The organism is Flavobacterium helocola (assembly GCF_038289885.1).
Classification (GTDB): Bacteria; Bacteroidota; Bacteroidia; order Flavobacteriales; family Flavobacteriaceae; genus Flavobacterium; species Flavobacterium cheniae.
This window is the reverse complement of sequence record NZ_JBBYHT010000004.1, coordinates 59,305-78,094: the sequence shown is the minus strand read 5'-3', so window position 1 is coordinate 78,094 and position 18,790 is coordinate 59,305. Positions and strand designations below refer to the sequence as shown.

The window sequence follows — 18,790 nt, the reverse complement described above, 5'->3', positions numbered from 1 at the left end:
TTTGAGAAGGAAAATTCCTCAAAATTCACTATTTTAGCGCCATGATAAAAGTCGTTTTAATCGGTTCAGGAAATGTGGCGCAACACTTAATTCAAGTATTGATGCAAGCTAAAAATGTGGATTTGGTACAAGCGTTTGCTCGTAATCCAATTCATTTATCGCATTTATTACCAGCAACCAAAATTACTGCTGATTATCAAAAAATTACCGAAGCTGATTTGTACATTATTTCGGTTTCAGATAACGCTATTGCGGAAGTTTCATCGCAATTACCTTTTGAAAATCGTTTGGTGGTGCATACTTCGGGTTCGTCTGCTATTTCGGTTTTGAATGATAAGAATCGAAAAGGTGTTTTTTATCCGCTTCAAACCTTTACTAAAGGCAAAGAAATCGACTTCACTCCTATTCCTATTTGTTTAGAAGCTGAAAATGGAGTCGATTACCAACTTGTAGAAAAATTAGGCAATTGCATTTCTCAAAAGGTAGTTAGAATTACTTCAGAACAACGAAAAAGTTTGCACGTAGCTGCTGTTTTTGTTTGTAATTTTGTGAATCATTTGTACCAAATTGGAAATGAAATTTGCGAAAAAAACAACGTTCCGTTTGAAGTATTACATCCTTTAATTCAGGAAACGGCTCATAAAATCACGGAACTTTCTCCGAAAGAAGCACAAACGGGTCCGGCTTTACGAAACGACACCAAAACCATTGAAAAACATTTAGATTTCTTAGAAAATCCTGAATATAAAAACCTATATCAATTACTTACACAATCGATACAACATGTCAAAAAGTTATAAAGAACTAATGAACGAAATCACCACTTTCATCTTCGACGTAGATGGAGTGCTAACCGATGGAACTATTCACGTAACCCCAACAGGCGAAATGCTTCGTAATATGAACATTAGAGATGGTTATGCCATGAAAGCCGCTGTTGAAAATGGCTACACAGTTTGTATCATATCAGGCGGAAGCAATGAAGGAGTTCGCGTTCGCTTGAGAAATTTGGGTATTACCGATATTCATCTGGGTGTTTCTGATAAAGTAGAAACGTTCAAAGAATTCGCAGATATTTACAATATCAAACCAGAAAACGTGTTATATATGGGTGACGATATTCCAGATTATCATGTTATGAAATTAGTAGGATTACCAACGTGTCCACAAAATGCAGTTCCAGAAATAAAAGGCCTTTCTAAATACATTTCTCATGTAGAAGGAGGAAAAGGTGCTGTTCGTGATGTCATAGAACAAGTAATGAAAGTACAAGGCAAATGGATGGAACATTTTGATGCGAAGTTTGATTAATTGATTGGATGCTGGAAGATGGATGTTCTACTTAAAAAAGCGAAACGTCTCAGTGTATCTCTTTCAACACAATCCAAAACAAAAAAACTCGGTGAAGCTCTGTGTAAAAAACTTGAAACCTGAAACTTGAAACAAAAAAACAATATGAAATACTTAAAACTAATTCGATTCCAAAACTTACTAATGCTAGCCTTTATGCAATTAGTATTTCGTTATTTATTTTTAAAACAATCATATGTAGATTTAGCCTTAACCGATTTTAATTACATCTTGTTAATCTTTGCAACGGTTTGTATTGCTGCTGGTGGCTATGTCATCAATAATATTATGGATCAGGATACCGACGAAATTGCAAAACCTCAAAACCGCGTGGTTGGTGTTTCTATTTCGGAAACGGTGGCGTATAATTGGTACATAGGATTAACCATTGTTGGAGTTGGAATTGGGTTTTATCTTTCAAATGTTATTTACAAACCTACATTTGCTTCGATGTTTATTTTAGTAGCCACATTGCTTTACATGTATGCTACAAGTTTTAAACAAATTCCAGTTCTTGGAAATGTAGTTGTGGCGTTAATGCTTTCTACAAGTATCATTATCATTGGATTATTCGATATTTTACCAGCAATTGATGTTGATAATCGTTTCCGAATGAAAGAAGCTTTTGATATTTTAATGCATTATGCCATTTTCGCTTTTATCATCAATTTGATTCGTGAAATTGTAAAAGATTTAGAAGATATGGATGGCGATTATCAATCGGGAATTAATACGTTGCCTATTGCTATCGGAGTTCAAAAAACGAAAATAATTGTTGGTGTTTTAACAGTAGTTTCAATTGGAATTTTAGCATATTATGTAAATTCAAACTTATTTGAATTGGATTATGTGGTATATTATGCAATGGTTCTAATCGTTGGACCACTAATTTATTTTGGAGTTAAGCTAATAAATGCTAGTGCTAAAAAAGAATTTCATCACTTAAGTTTGGTATTAAAAATCATATTGTTTTTCGGAATTTTATCAGTTGCTGTTATCGTTTTCAATTTAAAATTAGCCAATGCTTAAAGAAAAACTAAATAAAATCAACATCATTCTAGCTTCGGGTTCACCAAGAAGACAGCAGTTTTTTAAGGAAATGGATTTGCATTACACCATTCGCCTAAAAGAAATTGAAGAAATCTATCCTGAACATTTACAAGCGGAAGAAATCACGAATTTTTTAGCCGAATTAAAAGCAAGTGCTTTCGAAAATGAATTGAAAGAAAACGATGTTTTAGTTACAAGTGACACTATTGTTTGGCTAAACGGAAAAGCTTTAGGCAAACCAAAAGATTATGATGATGCATTTAAAATGTTGCAACAATTGGCCAATCAAACGCATGAAGTAATTACTTCGGTATGTTTGAAATCCATTGATAAAACTGATGTTTTTCATTGTGTTACCAAAGTTACTTTTGCTAATTTATCTGACGAAGCCATTACTTATTATTTAAATAATTACAAACCATTTGATAAAGCAGGAAGCTACGGAATTCAAGATTGGATAGGTTTAATTGGAATTTCAAAAATTGAAGGTTCTTATACCAATGTTGTAGGTTTACCAACAGAAATGTTATTTCAAAAATTAATGAATTATGTTTGAATTAATAAATAATCCTTATTTAGACCAAGAAATAGCAACCATTGTAGTGTTATTTCTTTACTTTATATTAAGAGTAAGCTCAAAAAAACTAGTTCGAAAATACGCCACTCTAAACGAAGTTTTAGAACATCGTAGTAATCTAGTTATCAAGTATATTTACTTATTATTAGGCATTTTAGCATTTATTTCTATTGTAATTATTTGGGGTGTAAAAAAAGATCAAATATTTCTATTTATTTCCTCTGTTTTTGCCGTTGCTGGAGTTGCTTCGTTTGCGCAATGGTCAATTTTGAGTAACATTACAGCTGGAATTATTTTATTTTTTTCTTATCCATTTAAAATTGGAGACCGAATCAAAATTCACGATAAAGATTTTCCAATTGAAGGTGAAATTGACGATATTAAAGCTTTTTATGTCATTTTAAAGTCTTCTGATGGTGAATTGATTACCTATCCAAATAATTTACTAATACAAAAAGGGGTTTCTGTATTAAAGGATACTCCTGAAGAAAAAGAATTTTTTGATTAAATCAACTTATAAAATAGTGTTAAAAAGGAAGCGATTAAAACTTCCTTTTTTTTATTTCCCTATTTTTGAAACAAATCCATTGCAATGAAAAGAAGCTATACTTCAATTTTTATATTTTTAATTTCATCAATAGCATTTGCACAAGCACCACAAAAATTGAACTCTGTAGAAATTTACGAACAAGTTCAAAAACTAAATTTCTTAGGAAAAGTCTTGTATGTTGCTGCACACCCTGATGATGAAAACACAAAGCTTATCACCTATTTTTCAAATCATTACCACGCACAAACCGCTTATTTATCGTTAACGCGTGGCGATGGTGGTCAAAATTTAATTGGAACCGAACTAAGAGAAAAACTAGGAGCCATTAGAACTCAAGAATTATTAGCTGCCAGAAGAATCGATGGTGGCGAACAGTTTTTTACACGAGCCAATGATTTCGGATTTTCAAAAGAACCAAATGAAACTTTCGCAATTTGGAATAAAAACGAAGTTATGGAAGATGTTATTCAAGTCATTGAAACTTTCCGTCCAGATATTATCGTAAACCGTTTTAGCCACAACACGCCTGGTACAACACACGGACATCACACGGCTTCGGCTATGTTGAGTTTAGAAGCATATGATTTAGTAAAACACCAACCAAAACGCATCTTTTTCAACACGTCTTGGTGGTTTTACGGAAGCCAAGAAGCGTTTGATGCAGCTGATAAATCAAAATTATTAGCTATTAATTCCAATGTATTTTATCCATTAAAAGGAAAAAGTAACAACGAAATTGCTGCTTTGAGTAGAAGTCAGCACAAATGTCAAGGTTTTGGAACTTTAGGAAGTCGTGGCGACGAAACCGAATATTTAGAACTTTTAAAAGGTGATTTACCAAGTAATACCAATCTTTTTGAAGGAATTGACACGTCTTGGAATCGAGTAAAAGGTGGCAATGAAATTGGAAAAATTTTATACGAAATTGAAAAGAATTTCAACTTTGGAAATCCGTCAGTTCATATTCCGAATTTGATTAAAGCGTATGATTTGATTCAAAAACTAGAAGATTCGCATTGGAAAGACATCAAATCAAAACAAATTATTAAGATTATTGAAGCGTGTAGCGGTTTGTTCATGGAAGCCGTTGCAGATACTGAAACAACAACAAAAGATAGTAATTTTAATATCAATATAGAAGTCATTAACCGAAGTCAGTCGAATGCAAAATTGATTTCTGTTAAAGCATTACAACTTCCAATAGAAACAAAAAATGCTATTTTAAAAAATAATGAAAAAACAAGTTTCCAATTTAAGAATGTAATTATTGGCGAAAGTGTTGATTATTCCAACTTATTTTGGTTAAAAGAACAACAAACCGAAGGAATGTATCGTGTTTCGGATAAATCAATTCGAATTTTACCTGAAGTTTCATCTAATTTTCCGGTCGTTTTCACCATTGAAATTGAAGGAAAAACAATTGAATTCGTAAAGAATATTTGCTACAAATTCAATAATCCAGATGACGGAGAAACCTATGTTCCTTTTACCGTTTTACCCGATGTTACGACTAAAATTGAACCTGAAGTTATAATTTTTAACGGAACGCAATCTAAAGAAATTACAGTTTCTGTAAAAGCGCACAAAGCCAATGCAAAAGGCGTTTTATCATTAAATATTCCAAATGATTGGAAAGTAAATCCGAAAGAAATTCCGTTTGAAATTACAACCAAAAACGAAGAGAAAAAATTCACATTCACTCTATATCCAACCAAACCAGAAATTGCCACAAAATTGAGTGCAAAAGCTCAAATTGGTAATCAAACATTTGATGATAAATTAATTACGATTCAATATCCACATATTCCAAAACAAACCATTTTAGTGCCTTCTGAATCTAAATTAGTAAAATTAGACATTGAAACTAAAGGCAAAAATATTGGTTACATTATGGGAGCTGGAGATGAAGTAAACAAGAATTTAGAAAATCTTGGATTTAAAGTTTCAACGATTAATCCGAACGAAATTTCAATAGAAAATCTACAACAATTTGATGCGGTAATTTTAGGAATTCGCGCTTTTAATGTGGTTGATGAATTAAAATATAAAAATAAAATACTGTTTCAATATGTAGAAAAAGGCGGTAATTTAATCATTCAATACAATACCACTAACAACTTGGTTACCAAAGAAATAGCACCATACAGTTTAGAATTATCAAGAGATCGAGTTACCGATGAAAATGCAAAAGTTTCTTTCTTGGCACCAAGTCATAAAGTTCTTAATCAACCGAATAAAATCACTGAAAAAGATTTTACTGGTTGGGTCCAAGAACAAGGTTTATACTATCCAAACAAATGGAGTTCAGAATTTATTCCTATTTTAGCTTCCAATGACGAAGGCGAATCTTCAAAAACAGGTGGTTTAGTAATTGCCAAATTTGGTAAAGGAAATTACATTTACACAGGTTTGAGTTTCTTTAGAGAATTACCAGAAGGCGTTAGTGGCGCTTATCGATTATTAGCAAACATGATTGCTTTAGACAAATAAAATAGTGATGGATAAACAAAAGCACAAATGGAAAAAAAGTTATAGTATAGTTTTGATACTAAATGCTATATATATTTTAATTTTCTATTTACTAATGGAAATATACAACTAATATGGAAGTTTTAGATTGGATTGTATTATCCACTACCCTGTTTTTTATCGTGATTTATGGCGCATTAAAAACTAAAGGAAGCGCCAACGTAAAAGATTATTTATTAGACAACAACGAAACGCCTTGGTTTACTGTTGGTGTTTCAGTAATGGCTACGCAAGCTAGTGCCATTACTTTTTTATCCACACCTGGGCAAGCCTATCATGACGGAATGGGTTTTGTTCAGTTTTATTTTGGTCTTCCATTAGCAATGATTGTAATTGCTTACACTTTCATTCCAATTTATCATAGATTAAAAGTATACACGGCTTACGAATACTTGGAACAACGCTTCAATGTTCAAACTCGAACATTAGCCGCTATTTTATTTTTAATTCAAAGAGGTTTAGGAACCGGAATTACGATTTATGCTCCATCCATTATTTTGTCAGCTCTTTTAGGTTGGAATTTGAATATGCTGAACATAATCATTGGAATTTTGGTAATTGTATACACTGTTACAGGTGGAACAAAAGCAGTGAATGTGACTCAAAAGCAACAAATGTTTGTGATTATGAGTGGTATGTTCATTATTTTCTTCTACATCTTAGCGAATTTACCTCAAGAAGTTGATCTTTCAAATGTCTTGCATATTGCGGGTGCCAATGGAAAAATGGATATTTTAGATTTTTCTTATAATCCAGAAACACGCTACACCTTTTGGAGCGGAATTACAGGTGGATTTTTCCTAATGCTTTCCTACTTCGGCACCGATCAATCGCAAGTAGGTCGTTATCTTTCTGGAAAATCGGTAAAAGAAAGCCAAATGGGATTAATCATGAACGGATTGTTGAAAGTTCCAATGCAGTTTTTTATTCTTCTAACTGGAGTTTTGGTGTTTGTTTTCTTTCAATTTAATGATGCGCCTTTACATTTTAACCCAACTAATGTTGAAAAAGTAAAAACATCTGAACAAAAAGAAGCCTACGAAAATTTAGAAAAGAAATTAACGGAATTAAACACCGATAAAAAAATTGTCAATCAAATCTATATTGAACAATTAAAACATAACGAATACGACAATCCGATTCTAAAAAAACAAATGGTGGCGCTTTCTTTAAAAGAGAAAGATTTAAGAGAAAAAGCCAAAGTGGTCATTTCTAAAGTAGACGAGAAAACCGAAACCAACGATAAAGATTATGTTTTTCTGTATTTCATCTTAAACTATCTTCCAAAAGGTCTTTTAGGATTGCTTTTAGCCGTTATCTTTAGTGCAGCTATGTCTTCGAGTGCTTCAGGTTTAAATTCCTTAGGCGCTACATCTGCTATTGATATTTACAAACGTAATGTCAATGCCAAATCTGACAAACATTATGTGTATGCAACGCAATATTTCACAGTTTTTTGGGGAATCGTCGCAATCGGATTTGCGTGTGTTAGTTCGTTGTTTGAAAACTTAATTCAATTGGTAAATATCATTGGTTCTGTTTTTTACGGAACTGTTTTAGGGATTTTCTTAATTGGATTCTATATCAATTATGTTAAAGGAAAGGCTGTTTTTATTGCGGCATGTATTAGTCAGACAGCAATTTTTTATATTTTTTACCTAGATGTTGTTGGTTACTTGTGGTTGAATTTTATTGGAGCTTTACTAACAATTGGATTATCATTAGTACTACAGAAAATATTTAATAAATCAGATATATAAAAAAAGTCCCGAAATATTTCGGGACTTTTCTTTTGAATTAACACTTAACTATTATTTTGACCATTCAGCAATGCTGTCTTTGTTCATTTTTTCGTAATCACCATTTCCTGCTTTGATTGATAATGCTAAAGATTCTTTTGCTGTAGCAATAGCACCTTTTTTATCACCAGATTTTGCTTGAATTAACGATTTTAATCTCAAATACCAGAAAGGAACATCTTGTCCTTTAGGAGAATTTGAAATAGCACTATTTACCCAAGACAACGCTTTAGTCATATCACCATTAGTTTGGTAAAAATATTGAGCCGCTGAAAAATAATCACCAGCAGATGGACCAGCTAATGTTTTTTCAATACTCTTCATTGCAGCTTCTTGCGTAGGAACTGTAAATGGAATTGAAACAATTGTACGTTCCCATGACAATTCTAGAACACCCGAATCGTTTGATAAATTATTTAAGAAAATAGTAAATGACTCAACTGATTTATTTAAAGTTTCTGGTTTAACAGAGGTTTTTAAAGCTACTTTACTTTCATCCCAAGTTTCTGGTAAACCCCAGTTGTTTGTGTCTGTGTAAAAAATAACATCCCAACTATCTGCTTTTGGCGTTGTAAATATGGCATATTTTCCTTTTTTCAATTCTTTTCCCGCAATAGTAACATTTTCACTAAATGAAATTGTCGTATTTGCATTTGCACCTGTTCTCCAATTTTTTCCAAAAGGAACTAAATCACCATAAACAGTTCTTCCTTTTGCACTTGGTCTTGAATATTCAATTTGAACATTTGTCAGACCTACAACTTGGTCAATTTTAGCTAATGGACTAGATTGAGGCGTCTTTACTTGCGCTTCTACAACAAAATTGGCTAATACTACAGCCAACATAACAATAATTTTTCTCATAGGTTTCGTTTTTAGATTTCCAAATTTACAAATTGTATTAGAATCAAATGTTAATATAAACTTAAATGAATAATTTTTTGTTTAATTTATAATTAAAAAGATTAAACAAATTTATATCTTTACAAAAAAAATAAACATGAAGATATATCGATTACATACAAAACAAAACTTACCTATAACAATTGATGAAGCTTGGGATTTACTTTCAGATCCAAAGAACCTTCAAAAAATCACTCCTGAATATATGGGATTCAAAATTTTATCTGGAGCAGATAGACCTATGTTTCCCGGACAAATTATTCAATATATAGTAACACCAGTTTTAGGAATTCCAGCCAAATGGGTAACTGAAATTACACATGTGGTAGATAAGCAGTATTTTGTAGATGAGCAACGTTTTGGTCCATACGCGCTTTGGCATCACAAACATTTTATAAAAGAAATTCCAGGAGGCGTAGAAATGGAAGATATTGTTGATTATAAAGTACCAATGGGAATTATTGGTCAATTAGTTCATCCGTTTTTAGTAAAACCTAAATTGAATGAAATTTTTGAATACAGAAGAAAAAAATTAATTGAAATGTTTGGTGAATTTAAAGGATAAAAACATGAAAAACATATTATTAATAGGCGGTTCTTACGGAATAGGACTAGCAATTGCAAAAGAACTTCAGAATGGAAACAATATTTTTGTTGCATCTAGAACCAATGAAAATTTATCAGGTTTAAATGTGACATATATCCCGTTTGATGCTTCGACAGATACTTTAGATACATCAAAATTACCTGCAATTTTAGATGGTTTGGTATATTGTCCTGGAAGTATTAATTTACGTCCGTTTAGAGGTTTAAAACCAGAAGCTTTTGAAGCAGATTTGCAAATTAATTTCATTAGTTTAGTAAAAGTAATTCAAGCGGTTTTACCGAATTTGACAGCGGGTGAACAATCGAGCATTGTGCTTTTTAGTAGTGTTGCTGCCTCTATGGGAATGCCATTTCACACGAGTGTTGCCGCAGCAAAAGGAGCTATTGAAGGTTTTGCAAAAGCTTTGGCGGCAGAATATGCTCCAAAAATAAGAGTAAATGTAATAGCTCCTTCATTAACTGATACACCATTAGCTGATAAATTCTTAAACAACGAAACCAAACAAGAAAAGTCAGCCGAGCGCCATCCGTTAAAAAGATTTGGAAAACCAGAAGACAGCGCACAAATGGCAAGCTTTTTATTAAGCGATAAAAGCAGTTGGATTTCAGGACAAATTTTCCATGTTGATGGCGGAATGTCAACATTATTAGTAAACGGATAAAACAAATTCAAGTACAAGTTCAAGTACAAAAATCAAACTTGAAACCTGAAACTTGAAACAAATAAAAAACACATGAACATTTTTTGGTTTAGACGCGATTTAAGAATAGAAGACAACGTAGGCCTTTTTCATGCTTTAAGTAGTAATGAAGAAGTGTTACCAATTTTTATTTTTGACGAAATTATTTTGTCGGAACTTCCAAAAGATGATGCTCGCGTTACTTTTATTCACGAACAATTAGAAAAAATTCAGTCGGAATTGAATAAAATTGGTAAATCATTAGCGGTTTTTCACGGAAATCCGATTAATGTTTTTACCAAATTAATTTCCGAAAATAAAATTACGTCCGTATATACCAATCACGATTACGAACCTTATGCTCGCAAGCGCGATAAGGAAATGAATCAGTTATTTATTGCCAATGGAATTTCGTTTTTAACTAGTAAAGACCAAGTTATTTTTGAAAAAAGTGAAGTCGTAAAAGACGATGGAAGTCCGTATGTAGTTTATACGCCATATTCAAAAAAATGGAAAGAGAATTTCAGAAAAATTAAGTTAGTTCATTACAATTCGGAAGATAAATTGGATAAGATTGAGAATCACTCCTACCCTTTTTTATCGTTGGCTGACATTGGTTTTGAAAAGTCAAACATAAAAGTTTCTGCTTTTGATGTTTCCGAAAATTTAATTCAAAATTACGAAGCAACTCGGAATTTTCCAGCTTTAAACAAAACCTCGTATTTGGGAATTTATCTCAGATTTGGTGCGGTTTCTATTCGTAAAATGGTTGAAAAAGCTATCGCAGAAAAGAATGAAACCTTTTGGAATGAATTGATTTGGCGTGAATTCTTCATGCAAATTCTATGGCATTTTCCACATACAAAAAATGCTAGTTTCCGACCAAAATACGATGCCATTATTTGGGATAATAATGAAGAATTATTTCAAAAATGGTGTCAAGGAAAAACAGGTTATCCTTTTGTTGATGCAGGAATGCGAGAATTAAACACAACTGGTCACATGCACAATCGCGTGCGTATGATTGTGGCAAGTTTTCTATGCAAACATTTATTAATCGATTGGCGTTGGGGCGAAACTTATTTTGCGCAAAAGCTATTAGATTACGAAATGGCAAGTAATGTTGGGAATTGGCAATGGGCCGCTGGTTCAGGAGTTGATGCTGCTCCGTATTTCCGAATTTTCAACCCAATAGAACAAATCAAGAAGTTTGATAAAGACTTAAAATATATTAAAAAATGGATTCCTGAATTGGAAACCCAATATTATCCAAAACCAATTGTAGACCACAAAGAAGCTCGAGAACGTTGCTTAAAAGTGTATAAAGAAGCGGTTGGATAAAATAGCGTTGCCCTAAACACTATAAAAAAACCTAAAAATGAAAGTTGTTTGGTTCAAGAGAGATTTGCGTTTGCACGATCATGAAGCCTTACATGAAGCCTTATCGACTTCGGGCAAAACTTTATTGCTTTATATTTTTGAACCTTCGTTGATAAAAGATTATCATTATAGTCAACGTCAATTCGATTTTATAAAACAATCATTAGAAGCGCTTCAAAAAGAATTACAAAAATATCATACACAAATTTTAATTGTTCAAGGCGAAGCGACTACCATTTTTAAAAAACTTTCCGAACAAATTGAAATTTCAACAGTTTATTCCCATCAAGAAACAGGAATAAAACTGACGTACGAAAGAGATTTAGCTGTGGCTGAATTGCTTAAAGAAAAAGGGATTATTTGGAAAGAATTCATCACAAATGGTGTAATTCGTGGTATCAAAAACAGAAAAACGTGGAAAGAAGATTGGTATGATTATATGGATAAAGATTGTTTACCATTTCAACCAACGCCAAGAAGTTTTGTGAAATACATTGAAATTGAAGAGTTAGAAAATGCATTTGATATTCCTTCAATTAAAACAGTTCATAATCCAAATTTTCAAAAAGGTGGTGTTCCTACGGCGATGCGTTATATGCATTCTTTCTTTGAAGAACGTGTTCAAAATTACAGCAATCACATTTCTAAACCCGAATTAGGCAGAAAAGGTTGTAGCCGATTATCGCCTTATATTGCTTGGGGAAATTTATCTATTCGACAAGTGTATACCAAAGCTTGGGAAATTCATCAACAAGGAAAATTCAAACGTCAGATTTCTAATTTTGCGTCAAGATTACGATGGCAAGCCCATTTTATTCAGAAATTTGAAATGGAAAGTACAATGGAATTTATTGCTGTAAATAAAGGCTATCGCAATCTGAATCAAAAAGTTAACGAAAAATATCATAAAGCTTGGATGTCTGGAAAAACAGGCGTTCCATTAGTTGATGCATGCATGCGCTGTTTGAATACAACAGGTTATCTGAATTTTAGAATGCGTGCTTTGGTAGTGTCGTTTTACACGCATCATCTGTTCCAACCTTGGCAAAATTGCAGTCCGCATTTGGCACAACAATTTTTAGATTTTGAACCTGGAATTCATTATCCGCAAATTCAAATGCAAGCGGGTGTAACTGGAATCAATACACTTAGAGTTTATAATCCCGTGAAAAACTCTTACGAACACGATGCTGATGGTACTTTTATCAAAAAATGGGTGCCCGAATTAGCAAATATTCCAGCTGCGTTTATTCATGAACCATGGAAATTAACTCCTATTGAACAAATGTTGTATGATTTTGAAATAGGTCGCGATTATCCTTCTCCAATTGTCAATTTGGAAGAAGCGCGTAAATTTTCAAGTGATTTCTTTTGGTCGATGCGAAAAGACGAATCCGTCAAAAAAGACAGCAAACGAATTGTTGAAAAACACACGTTTCAAGATCGAGAAATGAGTTAGTTTAAATCCCGAACTTTCTCAAAATTCAATTCGTTAAAATGCTGAATAACTACATTTGCTTTTGATAAATCCTGGTTTTTAGAATGAAAGCTATTGTAACCCACACAAAAAATTCCAGCTGAAACTGCCGCTTGAATTCCATTGGTGCTGTCTTCAATTACGATACAATTTTCTTTTGGAGCAATCGATAAACTCGCAGCATGTTCAAAAATAGCAGGATGTGGTTTCGACTTCGGAAAATCCTCGCCCGAAACAATATGCGTAAAATATTGATGCAAATTAAAACGGGTAAACACTCGGTTAATCGTAACATTTGAAGCCGAAGAAGCTACAATCAACTGAATTCCGTTGGCGTGTAAATCTTTGATTAAATCTTCTACTCCTTCAATTAAATACAAATCTTCTTTTGAATCGAAAGCATCATTGAAAAGATTACGTTTAGTTAAAATCAAATCTTCCACCTCTTCTACTAAATTGAATTGTACTTTTAATTTCTGAAAAATGTTCCGTGTTGAATTTCCAGTAAACGAAGCATACATTTCGGAAGTTACTTCAATGTTTAATTGCTTAAAATGTTGGTGATACGCATAATGGTGTACCGGTTCGGTATCTACAATTACGCCATCCATATCGAAAATTACAGTTTGTATCATAGAAATGCTTTAATTTAGTTGATTTTTATTCAAAAGAATAATTTTAATAAAATCCTTTGGATATATATTAGTTCCATTAGTATCAATTTTAAGAATTTCGTTTGATGACAAACCTAAAATAACATAATCAAAACTAGGAATTCCTCTAACTGTTAGTATTCCTGTAACAACAATTTCATTCCAATATATTTCTCGTTTTTGATTTAAGATAAATGACTTATCATTAGTTTCTAAAAACAGTTTCTTTTTTTTAAAAAAGATTGAATAAAGAGAATAGATAATTGTTCCAAAACATAAAGTATACAATACTATTATAAAGATATTGTAACTTTCTAACTTATTCATAAATGGAAAAGTAAAAAGAAAAAAAGTTGAGATAGTTAAGAAAATTATATATTTATTACTGTTTTTATATATTTTCAATCCTACTGTTTGTTTGAGAGAAATGTATTTTGAACTAGTGATTTCTTCATATTCTTTGTAGGAATATGGTCCTAAACTGTTCTTAAATGAACTTTCAGGATATTTATTTTTTATATTTTTTCTTACTTCAGTTAATTTTGTAGCGTCTCCCATTTAATTATTTATGTTTTCAACTTTCCATTAAGTAAATGTCTCAAAACAAAATTTCTTAACAAATAGTTTATTAGAAATTTAAAACTCAAATTCTTTGCCGTCGTCGGCTAAAAGTACGTTTTCAAAAATAGTTTGTGCTTCTGTTTTAAAAGGTTCGATGGAACCATATCTTGTGGAATAATGCCCTAAAATTAAGTTTTTCGCATTCGCTAATTTCGCAATTTGAGCGGCTTCTTTTGCGGTGGTGTGTTTAGTTTTTTCTGTATAATGTGCTTCCGAATCTAAGAAAGTGGATTCATGATACAACACATCAACCTCTTTAATAATTGGAATAATGGATTCATCATACACTGTATCACTACAAAAAGCATAACTTTTAGTTGCATCTGGCGGAAACGAAAGTAATTCATTTTCAATCACTTCACCTGAATCTAACGTTACATTTCCTCCTGATTTAATTTTATCGAAATAACATTTTTCAATTTTGTATTTGTCAACTGCTTCGATATTCAAATGGCGTTTTCCTAGCTTTTCTTGAAACAAGAATCCGTTGGTATAAATTCTATGATTTAATGGAATTGTTTTCACAACTACGGTATCATCTTCAAAAACCACTTCACTTTCTTTGGATTCTAATTCGTGGAAATACAAATTGTAACCCGTAAATGAACCTGAAGCACGTAATTGCAACAAAATAATTTCTTTGATTCCTTTTGGACCATAAACGTGTAAATCGTTTTCACGATTTAACAACATAAAAGTTGAAATTAAACCGATTAATCCATAAAAATGATCACCATGTAAATGCGAAATAAAAATATGATTAATACGTGAAAACTTGATTTTGTGTTTGCGTAATTGTACTTGCGTTCCTTCACCACAATCAATTAGAAATAAATGGTTCTTTATGTCTAAAACTTGTGATGTTGGATTGGTTATAGTTCTTGGAGTAGCTGCGTAACAGCCTAGTATGTTTAGTTTCAAGGTTAAAAAGTTTCAAGTTTCAGGTTTCAAGTTTTTCTTCTAACTTCCATCACCCAGCATTAAAATCCTAAATCGCGTTCAATTTCGTCCATTTCAATCATATCGTGGGCTTCTAAAACGGAAGGAACTACGTTTAAATAATTAGGCACTTTATCAAAATCAACTTCGTCAGAAACAATAATCATTGATTTTTTTGCTTTTTTATGCGTTTTAGCTAATTCTTTAAAATGAACTAAATCAGCATTAGCAAGTGTTTTATTGTTAGACACATCCAAAATTAAATTTTGACCTTGAAACACATGATATTCATTGGTGATTTTACCCACAAAGGCTTCCACATTGTTTTGTGTGTCTTTGATGGTGGTGGTATGTCCTTTTTGATCTACTTTCATTTTGGTGGTATTAGTGATATATTGCTAATATAACAAATTAATTCTTAATCTTACTTGCCAATAAATAAATGACTGCCATACGAACCGCTACTCCATTTTCCACCTGATTTAAAATCACGGATTGTTGTGAATCGGCTACATCGGAAGTAATTTCTACTCCTCTATTGATAGGTCCTGGGTGCATGATTACGATTTCTTTATTTAGTGAATCTAATAATTCTTTAGTAACACCATATTGTTGGGTATATTCTCTAGTAGTTGGGAAATAACTGACATCTAAACGTTCGTTCTGAACGCGTAACATATTCGCTACATCTGCCCATTCTAATGCTTTACGTAAATTTGGTTCCACTGTTACTCCTAATGATTCAATGTATTTAGGAATTAACGTTTTTGGTCCGCACACTTTTACTTCTGCACCTTGCATTTGTAATGCAAAAATATTAGATAAAGCTACTCTTGAATGTAAAATATCGCCTACAATTACGATTTTCTTTCCTCCAACATCACCTAATTTTTCTCTAATTGTAAAACTATCTAATAAGGCTTGTGTTGGGTGTTCGTGAGCGCCATCTCCAGCATTTACGATACTTGCACTAACGTTTTGAGATAAAAAGTGAGCGGCTCCAGGACTGCTGTGACGCATTACCACCATATCTACTTTCATCGATAAGATATTATTTACCGTGTCAATCAAAGTTTCTCCTTTTTTAACCGAAGATTGAGCTGCAGAAAAACTAATCACATCAGCCGAAAGTCGTTTTTGAGCTAACTCGAAAGATAATTTAGTTCTGGTGCTGTTTTCGAAGAAAATGTTAGCAATCGTAACATCTCTTAATGAGGGTACTTTTTTAATGGGACGATTAATTACTTCTTTGAAATGGTCAGCCGTTTCGAAGATTAAATCGATATCTTGTTTGGTAATGTGTTTTATTCCGATTAAATGATTTACTGATAATTCTTTCATTTATATGTAGTTGTGTTTATTGTTGCTGGGTGTTAGTTGTTTGATGATGGATTAAAAGCTTATTTTGTAATTAAATAAACAGCGTCTTCTCCGTCGTTTTCAAACCATTTTACTAATACTTTTTCATTGTTTATGGCATCTACTTGTCTTCCTCTATAATCAGGTTGAATAGGTAAATGACGGCTAAATCTTCTGTCAATTAAAGTCAATAATTCTACTTCTGATGGTCTTCCAAATGATTGAATAGCTGTTAAAGCGGCATTGATACTTCTTCCGGTATATAAAACATCATCAATAAAAACTACTTTTTTATCTTCTACTAAGAAATCGATTTGAGTTTTGTTAGCTTCTAAGGGTTTTTCGCCTCTTCTGAAATCATCACGAAAGAATGTAATGTCCAAAAATCCCAACTGAATGTCTGAGACTTGGTATTCTGATTCTAAAATTTGTTTGATTCTTTCGGCTAAAAATTTACCTCGAGGTTGTAAACCGATTAAGATTGTATTTGAGAAATCTAAATGATTTTCAATTAGTTGACAAGCTAATCGATGCAAGATAATGTGTACTTCTTTTGAAGTGAGCAAAACTTTTTGACTCATGATGTGTTGTTTGTACAAATTTAGAATTTAAATTTCTAATAGCAATCGTATTATAAAAAAAATCCCGTTACTAAAACTAGCAACGGGAATGATATTAAGAATACATTTTTTGTCTTAATTCTTTGATTTTGTCATCTTCTAAATATTCATCAAATGTCATGTATCTATCGATGGCGCCATTTGGTGTTAATTCTAAGATTCTGTTTCCTACTGTTTGCGCAAATTCGTGGTCATGTGTAGTAAACAATACTGAACCTTTGAAATTATTTAATGAATTATTAAAAGCTGTAATCGATTCTAAGTCCAAGTGATTTGTTGGTTCGTCTAACATTAAAACGTTTGCTCTAATCATCATCATACGAGATAACATACAACGCACTTTTTCTCCTCCTGATAAAACGTTACATTTTTTTAAGGCTTCTTCACCAGAGAAAATCATTTTTCCTAAGAATCCACGAACATAAACTTCATCGCGCTCTTCTTCGGTTTTTACCCATTGACGTAACCAATCTACCAAGTTTAAATCAACTCCATCAAAATATTCATGATTATCTACTGGTAAATACGACTGTGTCGTAGTGATTCCCCAATCAAATGTTCCTGAATCTGGAGTCATTTTGTTGTTTAAGATTTCATAAAAAGCAGTCGTTGCTCTCGAATCTTTAGAGAAAACTACAATTTTATCACCTTTAGCCATGTTTAAATCTACATTTTTAAACAAAGTTTCTCCATCAACTGAAGCTGATAAATCTTGTACATTTAAAATTTGATCTCCTGCTTCTCTTTCTACATCAAAAATAATGGCTGGATATCTTCTACTTGAAGGTTTAATCTCGTCTAAATTTAATTTTTCAATCATTTTTTTACGAGAAGTTGCTTGTTTTGATTTTGCCACATTCGCACTAAAACGACGGATAAATTCTTCTAATTCAGCTTTTTTCTCTTCCGCTTTCTTATTTTGTTGTGCTTTTTGACGTGCCGCTAATTGCGAAGATTCGTACCAAAACGTATAATTTCCAGAATAATGTGTAATTTTTCCAAAATCGATATCTGAAACGTGTGTACAAACCGCATCTAAAAAGTGACGGTCATGCGAAACCACTAAAACCGTATTTTCATAATTCGCTAAGAAATTCTCTAACCAACCAATGGTTTCAAAATCCAAGTCATTGGTAGGCTCATCCATAATCAACACGTCTGGATTTCCAAATAAAGCTTGTGCTAACAACACACGAACTTTTAGTTTTCCATCCAAATCAGCCATTAAAGTATAATGATGTTCTGTTCCAATTTCTAAGTTAGATAACATATTTCCGGCATCACTTTCTGCATTCCAGCCGTTCATTTCGTCAAACTTCAATTGTAATTCTCCAATTCTATTGGCATTCTCATCAGTATAATCGGCATACAAAGCATCCATTTCTGTTTTAATAGCATGCAATACTTTATTTCCCATTAAAACAGTTTCTAAAACTGTATATTCGTCAAATAAGTTGTGATTTTGGTTTAAAACCGACATACGTTTTCCTGGTTCAAGAATTACTCTACCAGACGTTGGTTCCATCTCACCTGCTATGATTTTCATGAAAGTAGATTTCCCAGCACCATTAGCTCCAATGATCCCGTAGCAGTTACCTTGTGTGAAAGTTGTATTTACTTCATCGAATAAAATTCGTTTCCCAAATTGAACCGATAAATTTGAAACTGTTAACATTTTTGTATTTTTTTATAAAACT

General features: G+C 32.3%; 19 protein-coding genes. 11 read left to right on the top strand and 8 right to left on the bottom strand.

Annotation, left to right across the window (positions count from 1 at the left end; genetic code table 11):
* Positions 1 to 41: 41 nt before the first annotated feature.
* The 7 genes from AAEO58_RS09220 (at position 42) to AAEO58_RS09190 (ending at position 7,816) form a co-directional block, all read left to right on the top strand.
* On the top strand, positions 42 to 800 hold the full coding sequence (locus AAEO58_RS09220; protein WP_341683149.1) for a Rossmann-like and DUF2520 domain-containing protein: 759 nt from the start codon (positions 42 to 44) through the stop codon (positions 798 to 800).
* Positions 784 to 1,311, top strand: coding sequence for a KdsC family phosphatase (locus AAEO58_RS09215; protein WP_341683148.1), 528 nt, complete (start codon positions 784 to 786; stop codon positions 1,309 to 1,311). Before AAEO58_RS09220 ends, AAEO58_RS09215 begins: the two co-directional genes overlap by 17 nt.
* A 144-nt stretch (positions 1,312 to 1,455) precedes the next feature.
* Positions 1,456 to 2,379, top strand: coding sequence for a geranylgeranylglycerol-phosphate geranylgeranyltransferase (locus AAEO58_RS09210; protein WP_341683147.1), 924 nt, complete (start codon positions 1,456 to 1,458; stop codon positions 2,377 to 2,379).
* Positions 2,372 to 2,956, top strand: a complete 585-nt coding sequence (locus AAEO58_RS09205; protein ID WP_341683146.1) for a Maf-like protein — start codon at positions 2,372 to 2,374, stop codon at positions 2,954 to 2,956. The genes AAEO58_RS09210 and AAEO58_RS09205 overlap by 8 nt, the downstream gene beginning before the upstream one ends.
* Entirely contained in the window at positions 2,949 to 3,485 is a 537-nt protein-coding gene (locus AAEO58_RS09200) for a mechanosensitive ion channel domain-containing protein (protein WP_341683145.1), read from the top strand. Before AAEO58_RS09205 ends, AAEO58_RS09200 begins: the two co-directional genes overlap by 8 nt.
* A gap of 84 nt (positions 3,486 to 3,569) precedes the next feature.
* Complete coding sequence (locus tag AAEO58_RS09195) at positions 3,570 to 6,017, top strand: PIG-L family deacetylase (RefSeq protein WP_341683144.1); 2,448 nt, start codon at positions 3,570 to 3,572, stop codon at positions 6,015 to 6,017.
* A gap of 113 nt (positions 6,018 to 6,130) precedes the next feature.
* Positions 6,131 to 7,816: a sodium:solute symporter family protein gene (locus AAEO58_RS09190; RefSeq protein WP_341683143.1), complete on the top strand. Its 1,686-nt coding sequence runs from the start codon at positions 6,131 to 6,133 to the stop codon at positions 7,814 to 7,816.
* Between the two features lie 51 nt (positions 7,817 to 7,867).
* Here AAEO58_RS09190 and AAEO58_RS09185 read toward each other — a convergent pair whose 3' ends face one another.
* The gene (locus tag AAEO58_RS09185; RefSeq protein WP_341683142.1) at positions 7,868 to 8,719 is read right to left on the bottom strand and encodes a DUF2911 domain-containing protein; all 852 of its coding nucleotides are present in this window, start codon (positions 8,717 to 8,719) and stop codon (positions 7,868 to 7,870) included.
* Between the two features lie 136 nt (positions 8,720 to 8,855).
* Here AAEO58_RS09185 and AAEO58_RS09180 point away from each other — a divergent pair, with 136 nt between their 5' ends.
* From AAEO58_RS09180 to AAEO58_RS09165, 4 genes are all read left to right on the top strand, one after another.
* Positions 8,856 to 9,323, top strand: a complete 468-nt coding sequence (locus AAEO58_RS09180) for an SRPBCC family protein (RefSeq protein ID WP_153201816.1) — start codon at positions 8,856 to 8,858, stop codon at positions 9,321 to 9,323.
* A gap of 4 nt (positions 9,324 to 9,327) precedes the next feature.
* Positions 9,328 to 10,026 (top strand): SDR family NAD(P)-dependent oxidoreductase, encoded by a 699-nt coding sequence (locus AAEO58_RS09175; protein ID WP_341683141.1) that lies wholly within the window; start codon positions 9,328 to 9,330, stop codon positions 10,024 to 10,026.
* A gap of 72 nt (positions 10,027 to 10,098) precedes the next feature.
* Positions 10,099 to 11,385: a cryptochrome/photolyase family protein gene (locus AAEO58_RS09170; protein ID WP_341683140.1), complete on the top strand. Its 1,287-nt coding sequence runs from the start codon at positions 10,099 to 10,101 to the stop codon at positions 11,383 to 11,385.
* Positions 11,386 to 11,422: 37 nt separating this feature from the next.
* The gene (locus tag AAEO58_RS09165; protein WP_341683139.1) at positions 11,423 to 12,883 is read left to right on the top strand and encodes an FAD-binding domain-containing protein; all 1,461 of its coding nucleotides are present in this window, start codon (positions 11,423 to 11,425) and stop codon (positions 12,881 to 12,883) included.
* Here AAEO58_RS09165 and AAEO58_RS09160 read toward each other — a convergent pair.
* The 7 genes from AAEO58_RS09160 to AAEO58_RS09130 form a co-directional block, all read right to left on the bottom strand.
* Positions 12,880 to 13,536 (bottom strand): HAD family hydrolase, encoded by a 657-nt coding sequence (locus AAEO58_RS09160; RefSeq protein WP_341683138.1) that lies wholly within the window; start codon positions 13,534 to 13,536, stop codon positions 12,880 to 12,882. The two genes, AAEO58_RS09165 and AAEO58_RS09160, sit on opposite strands and share 4 nt — an antisense overlap.
* A gap of 9 nt (positions 13,537 to 13,545) precedes the next feature.
* A complete protein-coding gene (locus AAEO58_RS09155) occupies positions 13,546 to 14,112 on the bottom strand; it encodes a hypothetical protein (RefSeq protein WP_341683137.1) in 567 nt (188 codons plus the stop codon).
* 78 nt (positions 14,113 to 14,190) lie between these two features.
* Positions 14,191 to 15,096 (bottom strand): ribonuclease Z, encoded by a 906-nt coding sequence (locus tag AAEO58_RS09150; protein ID WP_341683136.1) that lies wholly within the window; start codon positions 15,094 to 15,096, stop codon positions 14,191 to 14,193.
* A 59-nt stretch (positions 15,097 to 15,155) separates the two neighbouring features.
* Positions 15,156 to 15,488, bottom strand: coding sequence for a ribonuclease Z (locus AAEO58_RS09145; protein ID WP_341683135.1), 333 nt, complete (start codon positions 15,486 to 15,488; stop codon positions 15,156 to 15,158).
* 37 nt (positions 15,489 to 15,525) lie between these two features.
* On the bottom strand, positions 15,526 to 16,455 hold the full coding sequence (locus tag AAEO58_RS09140; protein ID WP_262317733.1) for an aspartate carbamoyltransferase catalytic subunit: 930 nt from the start codon (positions 16,453 to 16,455) through the stop codon (positions 15,526 to 15,528).
* A gap of 59 nt (positions 16,456 to 16,514) precedes the next feature.
* Entirely contained in the window at positions 16,515 to 17,054 is a 540-nt protein-coding gene (gene pyrR, locus AAEO58_RS09135; RefSeq protein ID WP_341683134.1) for a bifunctional pyr operon transcriptional regulator/uracil phosphoribosyltransferase PyrR, read from the bottom strand.
* 94 nt (positions 17,055 to 17,148) lie between these two features.
* Positions 17,149 to 18,768: an ABC-F family ATP-binding cassette domain-containing protein gene (locus AAEO58_RS09130; RefSeq protein WP_341683133.1), complete on the bottom strand. Its 1,620-nt coding sequence runs from the start codon at positions 18,766 to 18,768 to the stop codon at positions 17,149 to 17,151.
* Positions 18,769 to 18,790 lie beyond the last annotated feature (22 nt).